This is a genomic window from Ruegeria sp. AM5 (assembly GCF_056540645.1).
The window spans coordinates 128,898-143,825 of record NZ_JBQFXC010000003.1; the positions used below are offsets into that span (position 1 = coordinate 128,898).

Consider the following 14,928-nt stretch of genomic DNA (forward strand, 5'->3'; position numbering starts at 1 on the left):
CCGTGCGTCAGCTGACCAAACAACAAACGGGAAGTACTGGGAGTAACACATGAAAACTACCAAAACACTGCTGACAGCAGCTGCTATTGCGACAGCGGCTGGCGGCGTTTCCGCCGAAGAGATGACCATCGTCTCGTGGGGCGGCGCCTATTCCAAATCGCAGCTCAAGGCTTATCACGAGCCCTATTCGGAGAAGACCGGCGTCACCATCCTGAACGATGACAGCTCGAACGAGGCCGTCGCCAAACTGCGCGCGATGAACGAAGCGGGCAACATCACATGGGACGTGGTTGATGTGGTTGCGGCGGACGCAATCCGCCTCTGCGACGAAGGTCTAGCACTTGAGATCGATTTCGACACTCAACTGGCCCCTGCCCCCGATGGCACGCCTGCCTCCGAAGATTTCGGTGACCTTCTGGTCAGCGACTGCTTTATCCCGCAGATCGTCTATTCAACCACTTTCGGTTATCGCACAGATCTGGTCGGTGATACTCCGCCAACCGACATCTGCGCAGTATTCGATCTTGAAGCCTATCCCGGCAAGCGCTCGCTGGAAAAGCGCCCGATCAACAACATGGAATGGGCGCTGCTGTGTGACGGCGTTGCAAAAGACGACGTCTACGACGTTCTGGCCACTGCTGAAGGTCAGGACCAGGCCTTGGCCAAATTGGATACCATCAAGGACAGTGTCGTCTGGTGGTCTGCCGGTGCCGACACGCCACAATTGCTAGCCGATGGTGAAGTTGTCATGGGTTCGACCTATAACGGCCGCCTGTTCAGCGTGATCGAAGAACAAAAGCAGCCGGTAGCGATGCTGTGGGATGCTCAGGTATTCGATCTTGATGGCTGGATCATTCCCGCCGGTCTGAGCGAAGAGCGTCAACAGCGCGCGCTGGACTACATCATGTTCGCAACCGACACTCAGCGTCTGGCAGATCAGGCCAAGTACATCTCGTACGGCCCGGCCCGTGCCTCGTCGGCTCCGCTGGTGGGTCAGCACGCCGATCTGGGCATCGACATGGCACCACATATGCCGACCGATCCGGAAAACGCCAAGAACACGTTCCTGTACAACTACGAGTTCTGGGCGGATTACCGCGACGATATCGACGCCAAATTCCAGGCTTGGCTGGCGCAATAAGCGTCTGATTTCCTGAGATTGTCGGGGGCGGCTATCGCCCCCGACCCCAAAAATACCCAAGGGGTACCGATGACTGACGCCACCCAAAATACTGGTCCCATGCTGGCCGCGGACGGCACGCCACTCAAGCAATCGCTGGCCCGGTCTCTGCGACGGCAAAAGCTGCGGGCCCTGATGCTGGTCGCCCCACTGCTGCTGTTCGTTATGTTCTCGTTCATCGTGCCTATTGCGGCGATGCTGTTCCGATCCGTGGAAAACAGCATCGTACAAGAGACACTGCCCCTGACGGTCGAAGCATTGCAAAGCTGGGATGAAACCAGCGGCGAGTTGCCCGACGAGGCCGTTTATGACGCCTTTGTCCGCGACATGGTCGTGGCCGTCGATAACAAGACACACACCCGGCTGGGTTCGCGTCTGAACTACGAAGAGACAGGCATGTCTTCGATGTTCCGCCGCTCGGGTCGGAAAATGGGTAAGCTGGACCCCGAAACCGATGGGCCGTTCAAAGACCAGGTCATCGAGATTCACGACGGCTGGGGTGAACCGCAGACATGGGCGGTTATCAAGACGCATTCGCCCGCTGTCACCAATGGCTATTTCCTGAACGCTGTGGACATGCGCCGTACGCCCGAGGGCGCGCAGGCACAGCCCGAGGACAAACAGATCCTGATCAAGCTATTCGGGCGCACTTTGTTCATGTCGCTGGTGATCACCGCGTCCTGTATCCTGCTGGCCTATCCGGTCAGTTATTTGCTGGCGACGCTTCCGATGCGGGTGTCGAACCTGCTGATGATCCTCGTGTTGTTGCCCTTCTGGACGTCATTGTTGGTGCGAACCTCGGCGTGGAAGGTGATGTTGCAGCAACAGGGCGTGATCAATGAAACGTTGGTCTGGCTGGGACTGGTGGCCGACGACGCCAGGCTGGTGATCATCAACAACCAGATTGGCACGATCATAGCTATGACGCATATCCTGCTGCCGTTCATGATCCTGCCAATGTATTCGGTGATGCAAACCATACCACCCTCGTACACCCGCGCCGCAAAATCCATGGGCGCGACCAACTGGACGACATTCTGGCGCATCTACTTCCCGCAATCCATTCCTGGCATTGGCGCGGGCTCAATCCTCGTGTTCATTCTGGCGATCGGCTACTACATCACGCCTGAAATCGTTGGCGGCACCAAAGGTGTCTTTATTTCGAACCGGATTGCCTATCACATCTCGTCCTCACTGAACTGGGGGCTGGCCGCGGCATTGGGAACGATCCTTCTGGGCGTCGTACTGCTGCTCTACTGGTGCTACGACAAGATTGTCGGCATTGATAACGTGAAGCTGGGATAATCGACATGGCCGCACTTACTCCGATATCCCGCAAACCTTTGTCCATGGTCTTGCCAAGCGTTGCGCTGGCAGGAGCCTTCGCCGGTATCTTTGTTGGCGCAGGCAATGGCTCAGTCTTCCTCGGCATCATTGGCGGTGCAGCCTTGATCGCCGCTGTGGCCTGGGTTTACATCACGATACTCAAGAACGAAAAACTGGCCCGATGGATCAATATCCTTGGCTTTGGCATCGTCGGTTTTCTGTTCTCTGGCCCAATGGGCGGCGTACTGGGCCTGTTGGGTGGATGGTTCTTCGTCTGGTTTATCTTTTGGCTGTACGAAGGTCGATATCGCCAAAAACTGTTGCCCTATCTGACCGCTAAACAAGTGTTCTATCACTACCTGTTCCGGGTGATCTGCGGTGCGATCTTCGTGTTCCTGATTACCCCGATCCTCGTGGTTCTGCCGCTTTCGTTCAACGCGCAGGACTTTTTTACCTTCACGCCAGAAATGCTGCGTCTGGACCCGGAAGGGTATTCGCTGAAGCATTACCGCGACTTCTTCACCAACAATGAATGGCAGCGCAGCTTCAAGAACTCACTCATCATTGCTCCGATTGCGACGATCATCTCGGTCTCGCTGGGCACGCTGGCGGCCATTGGCCTCAGCCAGAGCCACGTTCCAGGCCGCCGCGCCATCATGGGCATCCTGATCTCGCCAATGATCGTGCCGCTGATCATTTCAGCCACAGGCATGTTCTTCTTCTACAGCGATATCGGCCGCTTCATGGAGGGAACACTGGGCATGAACAAGAATTTTGTGGGCTATGTGAAAGTGATCCTCGCTCACGCCGTTCTGGGTATTCCATTCGTCATCATCACCGTGACCGCAACGCTAGTGGGCTTTGACCGCTCGCTGACGCGGGCGGCTGCGAATATGGGCGCGGGTCCGGTGCGGACATTCTTCAAGATCCAGATGCCCTTGATCCTGCCGGGTGTGATCTCAGGCGGCTTGTTTGCCTTCATCACCTCGTTTGACGAGGTGGTTGTGGTGCTGTTCGTCGGCTCGGCCAGCCAGAAGACCCTGCCATGGCAGATGTTCACCGGCCTGCGCGAACAGATCAGCCCGACCATTCTGGCGGTGGCCACGATCCTCGTGGTGATCTCCATCGCGCTGCTGACCACGGTCGAGCTGCTGCGCCGCCGGTCCGAGCGTCTGCGGGGTCTCTCCCCCGCTTGACGCAAGCGCAGGTCTGATCTAACGATCTATCCGTTCATCCCAGCCGCGATGGCGTCGCGGACGCACTGGGATGTTCGGCTCTCGGACCCCGAGACCGCCTGTCCTGAACGCCGGGACAAGTGGCCGGGTTTGCCGCCCGGCAAAGATGAGAGACCTAGTCATGACAGACACAACAAAACGCCCAGAATTCTTCACCTGCCACAATGGCGACAAAGCGCCCCTGCCGTTCAGCAAGGGTGAATACGACCGCCGCCTTGGCGCCCTGCGCGCTATCATGGCCAAGCATGACATCCCCGCCGTCCTGCTGACCTCGATGCAGAACATCGCCTATTATTCCGGCTTTCTGTACTGCTCTTTCGGTCGGCCCTATGGCTGCGTCGTCACGCAGGACGCCTGCACCACAGTCTCGGCCAATATCGACGCGGGCCAGCCCTGGCGCCGCTCGGTCGAGGATAACGTCATCTATACCGACTGGAAGCGCGACAATTACTGGCGCGCCGTGGCCAGCCTGATCGGCGGGGCAAAGCGGATCGGGATCGAAGGCGACCACATGACACTGGCGGCGCGTAACACGGCGCTGGACATGCTGGGCGGACCGGAGCTGATCGATATCGCACCGGACACGATGTTCGCTCGCATGGTGAAATCCGCAGAAGAGATCGAGCTGATCAAAGGCGGCGCGCGCACCGCTGACGTGGGTGGGGCCGCCATTCACGCAGCGATCCGTGAAGGCGCCACCGAGATCGAGATCGCCATGGCCGGGCGCGATGCGATGGAAGAGGAAATCGCCCGCGCCTACCCGGATGCCGAATACCGCGACACATGGGTCTGGTTCCAGTCGGCGCTTAACACCGATGGCGCCCATAACCCTGTCACCAAACGCGCGCTGCAAAAGGGCGATATCCTGTCGCTGAACACCTTCCCGATGATCTCGGGCTATTACACCGCGCTGGAACGCACCCTGTTCCTGGGCGAGCCCGACGCAGACAGCCTGCGCCTGTGGAAGGCCAACGTTGCCGCGCATGAGCTGGGCCTGAGCCTGATCAAACCCGGCGCGACCTGTTCCGGCATCACGGCTGAGATCAACCGCTTCTTCGCGGATGAGGGCCTGCTGCAATACCGCTCGTTCGGGTATGGCCATTCCTTCGGCATCCTCAGCCACTATTACGGGCGCGAGGCCGGTCTGGAGCTGCGCGAAGATATCGACACGGTGCTGGAACCCGGCATGGTCGTCTCGATCGAGCCGATGCTGTGGATCCCCGAAGGCCAGCCCGGCGCGGGCGGCTATCGCGAGCACGATATCCTTGTGGTTGGCGAAGACGGGGCCGAGAACATCACCGGCTTCCCCTATGGTCCCGGCCACAACATCATCGATGCATGAAAAAACGGGTGGGGCGACATGCCCCACCTTCTACCGCTGGGCGCGTTCGTGAAAGATGAAGCCCAGAAAGTTCAGCAATAGCTGCGCCGCCAGAATTTGGGTACTTTCCGTCGGGTCGTAAGCAGGCGCGACTTCGACCAGATCGATGCCCACAACATCCCCGCGTTTGGCCAGACCCTGTAGAATTTCCAGTACATCGTAGTAGAGAAACCCGCCATGGCTGGGCGTACCTGTGCCCGCTGCGATTGAAGGGCAAAAAGCGTCGATATCTATCGTTACGTAATACCGTGCCCCCTGCGGGATACGCGCCAGCACTGCCTCGGCCCCCAGTTTGCGCACCTGCCGCACCGACAGGATATCCGAGCCCCGCGCGCGGGCGTCCTCGTAGCCCTCTTTGGCAGTGGATGAGACATTGCGGATGCCCAACTGCGTCATGCCCGAGACATAGTCTTTCTCAATCGCCCGCCGCATCGGGTTTCCGTGCCCGGCGGTCACCCCGTGGCGTTCATCGACGAAATCCAGATGTGCGTCGATCTGCACCACATGGATCGGGCCGTTCTGCGCGCAATCCTCGGCGAAGGCATTGATACAGGGGATGTTGATCGAATGGTCCCCGCCAATTGTCACCGGCAAGGCCCCTGCTTTCAGGATCTTGCCCACCCCCAAGGCGATATTCGCATGACTCTCGTCGGTCTTGGTGTGGATGATATCTGCATCCCCCAGATCAACGATCCGCACCGAGCCATCCAGATAGGTTGCGTCATCTTCGTGATCATAAGCCCCGGCGTGGCCGAAACTGAACAGGGTCGAGGCTTCGCGCACGGCCCGAGGTCCAAACCGCGCCCCCGGTCGCCATTGGGTCCCGAAATCGAAGGGCGCGCCGAGAACGGCGATATCCGCCTCTATCTCATCCCAATTCTCAACATATGGAGATTTGGCGAAGGTTGAGATGCCGACAAAAGGCAGGTTTAGTCGCCCCGCCTTATAACCATGGTCTTGCATGGGTATTTCCTTTTTCATTGCCACTGTCACGTTCGATGACATCAATCGCAGCAGCATCTTGTGCTCAGGATGGACCAATGTCGAGATGCCCGGCGTGCAGCTTCAGAAATTCGAGCCACTCACGCGAGTGTTGCGTGTATGTGATCTGCTTTGCGGGCAAGATCGAATATGAACCCGATCGGAGGATGCCATGTCGATTCCACGTCGCAGCTTTGTCGGCCTGTTGGGGGCAAGCGCTGTAGCCCCTCGCGCTCTTTGGGCGCAGGATGACCCTGTCTACGATGCCGTACGTTCAACTTTGTATGGCAGTCGGACCGATTTCGAAGCCGGGATGGCGTTCCTGACCGAGCGCGGCAAACCAGACGTTGTGCCCGCGCTTCTGACGGCGATGCGCTATGGTAGAAGGCGAGAGCGAGACATTGCCAAAGTCATGGAAGCGTTGAGCGGCGCGCGCCACGGCACAGACTGGTTCGAATGGATGCTATGGCAAGAACGGAACGCTCAGATTGTACCTCATCCATCTTTGATACCGTTCAAACGCGAAGTTCTTTTGGGCATCGATCAGAACTTCGATGTGTTCCTGAAACCCGAATATTTGCAACGCGACAAGATGAAGATTCGGCTGGAAGAGATCAGTTGGGGTGGTGTGCTCAAGGACGGTATCCCTTCGCTGGACAATCCCAAGCTGATCCCGGCGGCGCGGGCGGACTACATGAAAGACGACGATCTGGTCTTTGGCGTCTCGATCAACGGCGATGTACGCGCTTATCCGCTGCGCATCATGGGCTGGCACGAGATGTTCAACGAGGTGATCGGAGGCGTTCCGGTAGCACTGGCCTATTGTACGCTGTGCGGATCGGGGATTTTGTTTGAAACGCAGGTCGAGGGGCGGCGGAAGCCGTTTGTATTTGGCTCGTCCGGGTTCCTGTATCGGTCGAACAAATTGATGTTCGACCGTGAGACGCATTCGTTATGGAACCAGTACACAGGTAAGCCCGTGGTCGGACCGCTGGTCAACAGTGGGATCGAGCTGAAGCAGCGTCCTGTGGTGATCACCCGCTGGGACAGCTGGAAGGCGTCGCATCCAGATACGCAGGTGCTGTCGCTCAGCACCGGTCATCGGCGCAACTATGGCTCGGGCGTTGTGTATCGCGATTATTTTGCCTCACCCGATCTGATGTTCCCGGCCTTGGTCGATCAAAGTCGGCATCGCCAGAAGGACTACGTGTTCGCCGTGCGCCAGTTCGGCGCGGCGCGGGCGTGGCCGTTGGACGCGTTCAAGGGAAAGCCGGTGATCAACGATGCGATTGGCGGACGGGCACTGATGCTGATGGGCGACCCGGACAAGCGCAGCGTACGCGCCTACGAGCGTGGATCGCGCCAGTTCCGCGCGACCACCGATGGCGGGCTGCTGGACGAAACTGGCAACACGTGGCGCGTCACCGAAGAGGCACTGATTGGCCCGGATGGCGCAGAGTTGCCGCGCGTCGCGGGACATATCTCGTATTGGTTTGCCTGGGACAATTATCTGGGCGACGCAGCCAGCGTTTACGGACGCTGATCAAGAATGTTCCTCGGCCGCTGTGGCGGCCAGCGCGCGGTTGTAAGCTTTCAGCGCGTCGATGTGATAGAGCGCGCCAACGGGGTTTTCACAGCCGTCCTTGTCGATGATCACCACCGGGATGCAAGGGATGTCATCGCGGTCGAAATAAGGCATCGCGGCCTCAAGCGTGGCGCTGGCCTTGACGCATAGGCCTTGTTCGATCAATGCCTGCGCGTCTTCCTTGGAGATCGAACGCGCGTCCCCCAGTGGGCGCATTACTGCGCCTGCGCGCAGCATTGCCAGCAAGTAGGCCTGCGGCCCGGCGGCAAGGTGCACATTGCGTCGTTCCAGCTGGGTCAGGAAGAAGGACCGGTCCACAAGGCGCGAGGCCAGCGCAGTGGACATCGAGACCGAAACCATCACGGCGAGGCCGATCTGCCAGTCTCCGGTCAATTCAAACACGATGAGCGTGGTCGAGATTGGTGCGCCCAGCACCGCGGCAGCCACCGCGCCCATCCCGGCAAAGGCATAGAGCGTATGGGTGCCTGACACATCTGGCAGCAATCCGGTGGCGATCAGGCCGAAGGCCAACCCGGTCAGCGCTCCGATCATCAATGAAGGGGAAAACACACCACCACCCATGCGACCGCCCATGGTAATCGCCACTGCGACGGTTTTGATGACCGCGAACAGGATCGCGGTCGTCAGCACGAGGTCCCCGGTCAAGGCACGGATCGTGGTTTCGTATCCCACGCCGATGATGTGCGGAAACCAGACCGCCAACAGGCCGAGCATCGCGCCCGAAACACCGGGGCGCAGCCAGCGCGGCAGAGACAAGCGGTTTTGGATATGCGTGCCGATATCCTCGGCGAAGAAGATCGATCGCATCAACAGCAGCGAGACCAGCCCGCAAATCAGGCCTAGGATCAGAAAGGCGGGCAGCTCGACATAGAATTGCAACGACCCGGGCGTATCCAGCGTGAATTCGGTCACGTCACCATAAGCCAGCCGGTTGATCACGGTCCCCGCGACCGAGGCGATGACAATGGGCGCAAAGGCATGAACGGCGAAGTGGCGCAACACGACCTCAAGCGCAAACAAGGCCCCGGCGATAGGGGCGTTGAAACTGGCCGAAACAGCAGCGGCCACAGCACAACCCAATAGGTCGCGCCCAGTGATGCCGTCGGCGTGGATACGGTCGCTGACCCAAGTCGAGATGACCCCGGCCATATGCACAACAGGTCCTTCCCGCCCCGTGGATCCGCCTGAGCTGAGCGTGATCAGCGAAGCTAAAAAAGATGCGATACCGGCCTTCTTTTCGACCCGTCCATCAGTGATGGCCGCACCCTCGATCACATCAGCTACCGAACGCACACGGCCATCATCGGTATACCTGTTCAGGATGATCCCAACGACCAACCCGCCGACCACAGGTGTAAGGAAAATCCAGAGCCAATGCAGCTTCTCAGCATGGCTGTGCAGGAATAGGATATCTTCGGTGTTGTAGAGATAAGCCTGCAACGACGAGATCGCCATCCGGAATCCCAGCGCCATGAAGCCTGCAGCGATCCCGATGACCAGAGCGATAAACCAGAACTGAATCTGGCTGGGGCCACGATGAAGCATTACCCGCCATGCATCCCGCAGCGCTGAGAGGGCTTGATTGAGCTGATTGCGCAGCACGGTGCGGGTCGATTGGGTCATTGGCCCTCGTTGGGGTGGTCGCCTGACCCTTAGTAAGCCACGCGCGCGCCTTAGAAAAGTCGGTTCACGACAAGATGCTCACAGAATGCGCGTCATGCATCCAACAGGGCACGGGCAGCGGCACGTGCCTCATCCGTAATGGTGTCGCCTGCGACCATCCGGGCGATTTCGTCGACGCGGTCGGGGTCGGCCAGCGGGATCACGGTGGACAGGGTCTGATCGCCGGTGACCTGTTTCTGCACCCGCCAGTGATGCGCCGCCCGTGCGGCCACTTGCGGCGAGTGGGTGACGACCAGCACCTGCCCGCCCTGCGCGAGTGCGGCCAGACGGCGGCCCACCGCGTCCGCCGTGGCACCGCCGACACCGCGGTCAATCTCGTCAAAGATCATCGTGCGGGCACTGTCTTCGCCCGTTAGGCAGACCTTAAGCGCCAGCAGAAAGCGGCTGAGTTCGCCGCCCGAGGCGATTTTGTTGAGCGGCCCTGACGGCGCCCCCGGGTTGGTGGCGACGGTGAAGGCCACCGCGTCGATGCCTTCGGGGCCTGCGTCGGTCGCGGTGATCTCGGTCCGGAACACAGCGCGTTCCATTTTCAGGGGCGCGAGTTCAGCCATTACTGCGGTGTCCAACGCACTGGCGGCCTTACGGCGCGTTTCGCCAAGCGCGGTGGCCGCGTTGTCATACGCAGCCTGTGCCGCGTCCACAGCAGCGCGTTTGTTGCTGAGGTCGGCGTCACCCGCATCCAGCCGGTTCAGGCGGTCGCGCAAGGTATCGGCGAAGGTGCCCAGATCATCGGGGGCCACATCGTGTTTCCGTGCCAGCGCGCGAATGGCAAAGAGGCGTTCCTCGGCCTGTTCCAGTTCCGCTGGGTTAAAATCGAGCGCTTGCAGACAGGCGTTGACCCCATCCTGCGCCTCGCCCAGTTCGATCAGGGCGCGACCCAGCGCTGCAATGGGGCCTTCCAACTGGCCACCCGCATTGTCCGACACGCCTTCCAGCCAGCGCACGGCATCGGCCATCGCGCCCTCGGCCCCGTCGCCGCCCAGCAAGGCAAAGGCACGGGCCACGTCATCGCGAATCCGTTCGGCCCCTTGCATCATGCGGCGGCGGGCGTCGAGATCTGCGTCCTCGCCCGGCTGCGGGTCAAGCTGATCCAACTCGGCAACGGAATGACGCAGGAACTCTTCTTCGGCACGCATAGCCTCCAGCGCTGCCTCAGTCTGCGCCAGAGCTTTGCGGGCGATGGACATCTGGCCCCATGCGGCACGCACGGCGGCCAACTGATCCCCTGCCCCGGCATAGGCATCCAGCATTGCGCGATGCCCGCGTGGGTTCAGCAGGCCTCGGTCATCATGTTGGCCGTGCAGTTCGATCAAAGTATCCGACAGCGCCCGCAACACTTCGCCCGAACAACGGCGGTCATTGACCCATGCAGTCTTACGTCCCTCGGCCGTGTTGACGCGGCGCAGGATCAGCTCCTCGCCACCGGGCAGACCCGCCTCGGCCAGAACCGAATGGGCAGGGTGATCGTCAGGCAGTTCAAACTCGGCCACAACTTCGCCCTGTGCGGCCCCCTGACGAACCAGCTCGGCGCGCCCTCGCCAGCCCAGCACAAAGCCCAGCGAATCCAGCAAGATCGACTTGCCCGCGCCGGTTTCACCGGTCAAAGCATTCAAGCCCGGCTGAAACGTCAGCTCCAGCTGGTCGATGATCAGCATGTCGCGGATATCAAGGGCGCGCAGCATCGGGTCTTTAGCGTCCCAAGCCTTTAGCCATGGCCGTTACAACCACTCACCCTTGACGGTCTGGCGATAGATCGTGCTGAGCCAATTGTTACCTCGGCTCTTTAGATCGAGACCACGCGACGTCAGCAACGTGTACCCCGCGTCGTACCATTCCGAGGACTGATAGTTGTAACCCAGAATCGCACCCGCGGTCTGCGCCTCGTCCACCAGTCCCAGCGCCAGATACGCCTCGATCAGGCGATAGAGCGCCTCGGCGGTATGAGATGTGGTCTGAAAATCCTCGACCACCACGCGGAATCGGTTGATCGCCGCAGTGAAGTGATCCTGACGCAGATAATAGCGCCCGATCTCCATCTCTTTGCCAGCCAGATGGTCAAAGGCAAGGTCGAATTTCAGTACGGCAGATGTGGCATACTCACTGTCTGGGTAGACTTCGATCACCGTGCGCAGCGCCTGCAGTGCCTGAAAGGTCAGCCCCTGGTCACGGCCCACTTCGTCGATCTGATCATAGTAGCTAAGCGCCAGAAGATACTGGGCATAGGCCGCGTCTTCGTCAGTGGGATAGAAATCGATATAGCGCTGCGCGGCGGCGCGGCTTTCTTCATAGTTCTGGTCCGAATGGAATGAGAACGCCTGCATGATCAGCGCACGTTTCGCCCAATCGGAATAAGGATAAAGCCGCTCTACTTCAGAGAAATACCAAGCCGCGTCGTCCGAGCGATTCTGCGACAGCTCGTATTCACCGCGGGTGTAAATCTGTTCAGGCGTGAAACCTTCGAGGTTTTGGCTGCGGTCTGCCCCACGGTTACCAAACAGACCTCCGGCATTGCCACATGCCGTCAAAGTTGCTGCCAGAAGAAGCGCACCTGCGATTCTGACTGCCGCTTTGCTGCCAACCATTCCGCCCATCCTTGTCGTCTACTTAGCGGGAATTACCCCTGATCGGGCCTCGGTCTAGCACATAAAATTCCAGTGCAAAACGCCTTATCCACCCTCATGGCGCAAATGTCGTCAGAGTTGATCAGATCACGCAACCTGCGGGATTTCGCTTCGCACAAGGCCCTGGCCGGGCAGACGCGCGGCTTGTTCAGGGGTGCAAAGGATCGGACGCACAGCGCCCGGTGTTTCGAACAGTTTGCGCAGCAATGTGTTGGTCATCGAATGCCCCGACTTCTCGCCGACAAAGCGCCCCAGAATCGGACCACCTGCAAGATAGAGATCACCCAGAGCGTCCAGCATTTTGTGGCGCACCGCTTCATCCGTGTGACGGAAGCCACCCGGGGTCAGGACTTCGTCGCCCTGTACGACTACGGCATTGTCCAATGTGCCGCCCAAGGCCAATCCGTTTTCACGCATCGCTTCGACATCTGTGCGGCGGCAAAACGTGCGACTGTCGCAGAGTTCACGCGCAAACGATCCATTGCGCATGTCCAAAACCTTTGTCTGGCTTCCAATGGCGTCATCTTCGAAATCAATGTGGAACTCGATCTCCAGACCTTCCGCAGGCGCAATCGATGCCTTTGCGCCCTCTCGTTCAACAGAGACGGGCTTAAGCACCTCATAAGCTAGTACCGGACTAGCCTGACGACGAACGCCTTTGGCCATTATGCCCTGAACAAAGGCCACGGATGAGCCATCCATGATCGGGACTTCGGGACCATCGATTTCAATCAGTGCATTATGCACACCACATCCGGCAAGTGCCGCCATGATGTGTTCCACAGTCGATACCGACACATTCGCATCGTTAACCAATCGTGTGCAAAGAGGCGTCCGCTCAACAACGTCATAGATTGCGGGGATCAACGCATTGCCCAGCTCGATATCAGTCCGTTTGAACCAGATTCCATGACCTGCCGCTGCAGGCTTCAGAACCATCGTCGCAGGCTTGCCGCTATGCAGCCCAGTGCCCACAAACGTGACTGAAGATTTGAGCGTATGTTGCAATGTGAGCCTCGGTGAGTTGTGTCCAGCCTATCAGGGGCTGTGTTGCACCCTTCAACTAAGGAAGGGGGCGTTGAGGCTCAACTCACCTTTTGCAACCGAATGAAACATGAATGTGACACATCGGCAAATCCCTGCTTACACCAGCTCAACACCTTGTGTTTCCACAAAAAAGGGCCGCGCGATGGCGGCCCTTCGGGATGATTTTGTTACCGCGATCAGTTGGCCTGACGCCGTAGGAAGGCGGGAATTTCGATGCGCTCCTGATCAGGATCGGCTTCATCCTGAACAGGTGCCGTTGCGTCAACCGACCGCATCGCAGGCTGTTGGCGCACCGGTTGAGCGGGCGTATCGGCCGCATGGCCGGTCATCCGGTCAATCAATCGGTTGAAGCCAAAACGCGGGCGATCCTCGGTCGCTTGCTGCGGCTGAGGGGCCGGTTCGCGAGGTGCCTCAGGCGTCGGACGCAGCCGGTTCGAAGGTACTTTCTGAACTGCGGCCTGCAACCGCTGCATCGCTTCCGGAGACGGTGTGCCGGGGGTCTGGGCACGCGGTGCGTCGTAGGAATCGACTGTCTCTTCGACTTCGGGTTGCGGTTCGAACTGTGCAACCTGAGGCTGATAGGCGGGCGGAGGCAGCCCGTCATCTTCCTGCTCGGCAGCGGGTTGTTCGTCTTGCCAGCCATCGTTGAACTCGACATCTTCGATGGACTCGAAGAGCGTGGGCGCAATGTTGTCCTCAGCCAGGGCCTCATCTGCAGCGATTTGTTCAGGCGTGGAGTCTTCTGCCGAAACCGTGCGTGTCAGCGGAGCCGACATCGAACGGCGGGCGACCGGTACATCTTCGGTTTTCTCGCTGGCATCGATACCGGTGGCAACGACTGAAACGCGCATTCCGCCTTCCATCTCGGTGTCCAGGGTCGAACCGACAATGATATTGGCCTCCGGGTCCACTTCCTCGCGGATGCGGTTGGCGGCCTCGTCCAGTTCGAACAAGGTCAGATCGTGCGCACCGGTGATGTTGATTAGCACACCCTTGGCACCCTTGAGGCTGATTTCGTCCAACAGCGGGTTGGCAATGGCCTTCTCGGCTGCCTGAATGGCGCGATCTTCACCGGTCGCTTCGCCTGTGCCCATCATCGCCTTGCCCATCTCGTCCATCACGGCTCGAACGTCGGCGAAGTCGAGGTTGATCAGACCCGGACGCACCATCAGGTCGGTTACGCCTTTGACGCCCTGATACAGGACATCGTCGGCCATCGAGAACGCCTCGGTAAACGTTGTCTTTTCGTTGGCCAGACGGAACAGGTTCTGGTTCGGAATGATGATCAGCGTGTCGACGACTTTCTGCAGCGCATCAACGCCGTCTTCGGCCTGACGCATACGCTTGGCGCCTTCGAACTGGAAGGGTTTGGTGACAACCCCAACGGTCAGGACACCCAGCTCCCGCGCTGCTTGCGCGATGATCGGGGCTGCGCCGGTGCCTGTGCCGCCACCCATGCCGGCGGTGATAAAGCACATATGCGCACCCGCTAGGTGATCGACGATCTGTTCGATGCTTTCTTCAGCTGCTGCAGCACCCACGGTCGGACGCGCACCTGCACCTAACCCTTCGGTGACTTTGACGCCCAGCTGCACCCGCGCCGACGAACGGCTTTGCTGCAGCGCCTGTGCGTCTGTGTTGGCGACGACAAATTCTACGCCGTCCAACTGTTTTTCAATCATGTTGTCGACAGCATTGCCCCCAGCGCCGCCAACGCCAAATACGGTAATCCGAGGCTTGAGTTCGTCGTGCCCGGGCATCGAAAGATTTAATGTCATGCTCTGTCCGCCTGTTTTTTATGTTGCCGCAAAATGCGGTTTTTCTGACCTATCCACAGTCGATTTTACTGTGTCATTTCGGAAACGTCA

The 14,928-nt window shown here is 59.3% G+C and carries 11 protein-coding genes; 5 read left to right on the forward strand and 6 right to left on the reverse strand.

All coding sequences use genetic code 11. The features are described from left to right. Positions 1-49 precede the first annotated feature (49 nt). The 4 genes from ACR0AH_RS10225 to ACR0AH_RS10240 all read left to right on the forward strand — a co-directional run bounded on the left by ACR0AH_RS10225 (position 50) and on the right by ACR0AH_RS10240 (position 5,083). Entirely contained in the window at positions 50-1,141 is a 1,092-nt protein-coding gene (locus ACR0AH_RS10225) for an extracellular solute-binding protein (RefSeq protein ID WP_170391999.1), read from the forward strand. 69 nt (positions 1,142-1,210) lie between these two features. After that, complete coding sequence (locus ACR0AH_RS10230; protein WP_170392001.1) at positions 1,211-2,485, forward strand: ABC transporter permease; 1,275 nt, start codon at positions 1,211-1,213, stop codon at positions 2,483-2,485. Positions 2,486-2,490: 5 nt separating this feature from the next. Then, on the forward strand, positions 2,491-3,702 hold the full coding sequence (locus ACR0AH_RS10235; protein ID WP_170392003.1) for an ABC transporter permease: 1,212 nt from the start codon (positions 2,491-2,493) through the stop codon (positions 3,700-3,702). A gap of 160 nt (positions 3,703-3,862) precedes the next feature. After that, positions 3,863-5,083, forward strand: a complete 1,221-nt coding sequence (locus ACR0AH_RS10240; RefSeq protein WP_223116772.1) for an aminopeptidase P family protein — start codon at positions 3,863-3,865, stop codon at positions 5,081-5,083. Between the two features lie 30 nt (positions 5,084-5,113). Here ACR0AH_RS10240 and speB read toward each other — a convergent pair whose 3' ends face one another. Beyond that, positions 5,114-6,085, reverse strand: coding sequence for an agmatinase (speB, locus tag ACR0AH_RS10245; protein WP_170401351.1), 972 nt, complete (start codon positions 6,083-6,085; stop codon positions 5,114-5,116). A gap of 190 nt (positions 6,086-6,275) precedes the next feature. Between speB and ACR0AH_RS10250 the strand changes: the two genes are divergently transcribed. Beyond that, positions 6,276-7,646 carry a DUF3179 domain-containing protein gene (locus tag ACR0AH_RS10250; protein ID WP_480591825.1) on the forward strand — a complete coding sequence of 457 codons (1,371 nt, stop codon included), beginning with the start codon at positions 6,276-6,278 and terminating at the stop codon, positions 7,644-7,646. Here the strand turns inward: ACR0AH_RS10250 and ACR0AH_RS10255 are convergent, their stop codons facing one another. The 5 genes from ACR0AH_RS10255 to ftsZ all read right to left on the reverse strand — a co-directional run bounded on the left by ACR0AH_RS10255 (position 7,647) and on the right by ftsZ (position 14,838). After that, positions 7,647-9,332, reverse strand: coding sequence for a chloride channel protein (locus tag ACR0AH_RS10255; RefSeq protein ID WP_480591828.1), 1,686 nt, complete (start codon positions 9,330-9,332; stop codon positions 7,647-7,649). Between the two features lie 92 nt (positions 9,333-9,424). Then, a complete protein-coding gene (gene recN / locus ACR0AH_RS10260) occupies positions 9,425-11,074 on the reverse strand; it encodes a DNA repair protein RecN (RefSeq protein ID WP_480591831.1) in 1,650 nt (549 codons plus the stop codon). 36 nt (positions 11,075-11,110) lie between these two features. Beyond that, on the reverse strand, positions 11,111-11,974 hold the full coding sequence (locus ACR0AH_RS10265) for an outer membrane protein assembly factor BamD (RefSeq protein ID WP_170392015.1): 864 nt from the start codon (positions 11,972-11,974) through the stop codon (positions 11,111-11,113). A 126-nt stretch (positions 11,975-12,100) separates the two neighbouring features. Continuing rightward, complete coding sequence (gene lpxC / locus ACR0AH_RS10270) at positions 12,101-13,021, reverse strand: UDP-3-O-acyl-N-acetylglucosamine deacetylase (RefSeq protein WP_170401357.1); 921 nt, start codon at positions 13,019-13,021, stop codon at positions 12,101-12,103. A 215-nt stretch (positions 13,022-13,236) separates the two neighbouring features. Continuing rightward, positions 13,237-14,838 carry a cell division protein FtsZ gene (gene ftsZ / locus ACR0AH_RS10275; protein ID WP_170732910.1) on the reverse strand — a complete coding sequence of 534 codons (1,602 nt, stop codon included), beginning with the start codon at positions 14,836-14,838 and terminating at the stop codon, positions 13,237-13,239. Between the last annotated feature and the right edge of the window lie 90 nt (positions 14,839-14,928).

Excerpts from the sequence above, each read along its gene's own strand:
- ACR0AH_RS10225 (WP_170391999.1), top strand. The coding sequence starts at position 50 with ATGAAAACTACCAAAACACTGCTGACAGCAGCTGCTATTGCGACAGCG.
- ACR0AH_RS10230 (WP_170392001.1), top strand. The coding sequence starts at position 1,211 with ATGACTGACGCCACCCAAAATACTGGTCCCATGCTGGCCGCGGACGGC.
- ACR0AH_RS10235 (WP_170392003.1), top strand. The coding sequence starts at position 2,491 with ATGGCCGCACTTACTCCGATATCCCGCAAACCTTTGTCCATGGTCTTG.
- ACR0AH_RS10240 (WP_223116772.1), top strand. The coding sequence starts at position 3,863 with ATGACAGACACAACAAAACGCCCAGAATTCTTCACCTGCCACAATGGC.
- speB (WP_170401351.1), bottom strand. The coding sequence starts at position 6,085 with ATGCAAGACCATGGTTATAAGGCGGGGCGACTAAACCTGCCTTTTGTC.
- ACR0AH_RS10250 (WP_480591825.1), top strand. The coding sequence starts at position 6,276 with ATGTCGATTCCACGTCGCAGCTTTGTCGGCCTGTTGGGGGCAAGCGCT.
- ACR0AH_RS10255 (WP_480591828.1), bottom strand. The coding sequence starts at position 9,332 with ATGACCCAATCGACCCGCACCGTGCTGCGCAATCAGCTCAATCAAGCC.
- recN (WP_480591831.1), bottom strand. The coding sequence starts at position 11,074 with ATGCTGCGCGCCCTTGATATCCGCGACATGCTGATCATCGACCAGCTG.
- ACR0AH_RS10265 (WP_170392015.1), bottom strand. The coding sequence starts at position 11,974 with ATGGTTGGCAGCAAAGCGGCAGTCAGAATCGCAGGTGCGCTTCTTCTG.
- ftsZ (WP_170732910.1), bottom strand. The coding sequence starts at position 14,838 with ATGACATTAAATCTTTCGATGCCCGGGCACGACGAACTCAAGCCTCGG.